This window comes from Nocardiopsis sp. TRM 82005, from assembly GCF_056312425.1.
This window is the reverse complement of sequence record NZ_JBWDTQ010000070.1, coordinates 1-1,251: the sequence shown is the minus strand read 5'-3', so window position 1 is coordinate 1,251 and position 1,251 is coordinate 1. Positions and strand designations below refer to the sequence as shown.

General features: G+C 68.2%; 1 protein-coding gene and 1 pseudogene. Both read left to right on the top strand.

Annotated elements, in window-relative coordinates; translation table 11 throughout:
* Nucleotides 1–416: pseudogene (locus AC0T5L_RS27100) on the top strand (ADP-forming succinate--CoA ligase subunit beta); the annotation flags it as partial.
* 14 nt (nt 417–430) lie between these two features.
* Nucleotides 431–1,251: succinate--CoA ligase subunit alpha (gene sucD / locus AC0T5L_RS27095; protein ID WP_476168329.1), on the top strand; the 821-nt coding region annotated here is incomplete at its 3' end.

The following is a 1,251-nucleotide window of genomic DNA, read 5'->3' as shown; positions in this document are numbered from 1 at the left end:
TCATCGGCAACGGTGCGGGCCTGGTCATGTCCACCCTGGACGTGGTCGCCTACGCCGGCGAGAGCCGTGGCGGCGCCAAGCCCGCCAACTTCCTGGACATCGGCGGCGGCGCCTCGGCCGAGGTGATGGCCAACGGCCTGGAGATCATCCTGGGCGACGAAGCGGTCAGGAGCGTGTTCGTCAACGTCTTCGGCGGCATCACCGCCTGTGACGCCGTGGCCAACGGCATCGTCCAGGCCCTGGAGCTGCTGGAGAGCCGCGGCGAGGACGTGTCCAAGCCGCTGGTCGTCCGGCTGGACGGCAACAACGCCGAGCTGGGGCGGCGCATTCTCACCGAGCGCGCCCACCCGGCCGTGCGACAGGTCGACACGATGGACGGCGCCGCGGCGCAGGCCGCCGAACTCGCGGCTAAGTAGGGGACTGATACACCATGGCTATCTTCCTGAACAAGGACAGCAAGGTACTCGTCCAGGGCATGACCGGCTCTGAGGGCACCAAGCACACCCGCCGGATGCTCGCCTCGGGCACACGGATCGTGGGCGGGGTGAACCCGCGCAAGGCGGGCCAGAAGGTCGACTTCGACGGCTCCGAGGTCCCGGTCTTCGGCTCGGTGGCCGAGGGCATGGAGGCCACCGGCGCCGACGTCACCGTGATCTTCGTTCCGCCCAGGTTCTGCAAGGACGCGGTCTTTGAGGCCGTGGACGCGGGGATCGGTCTGGCGGTGGTGATCACCGAGGGCATCCCGGTGCACGACACCGCCGCGTTTTGGGCGCACGCCCAGGCCGCGGGGAACAAGACGCGGATCGTGGGCCCCAACTGCCCGGGGCTGATCACGCCGGGTGAGTCGAACGCGGGCATCATTCCGGCCGACATCACCAAGCCGGGGCGGATCGGTCTGGTCTCGAAGTCGGGCACGCTGACGTATCAGATGATGTATGAGCTGCGTGACATCGGTTTCTCGTCGGCGGTGGGTATCGGTGGTGACCCGGTCATCGGGACCACGCACATCGATGCCCTGGCGGCGTTCGAGGCCGATCCCGACACTGACGTGATCGTGATGATCGGTGAGATCGGTGGTGACGCCGAGGAGCGTGCGGCGGAGTTCGTCAAGGACCACGTGAGCAAGCCGGTCGTGGGTTACGTCGCGGGTTTCACGGCTCCGGAGGGCAAGACGATGGGCCACGCGGGTGCCATCGTGTCGGGTTCCTCGGGCACGGCCGCGGCGAAGAAGGAGGCGTTGGAGGCCGTCGG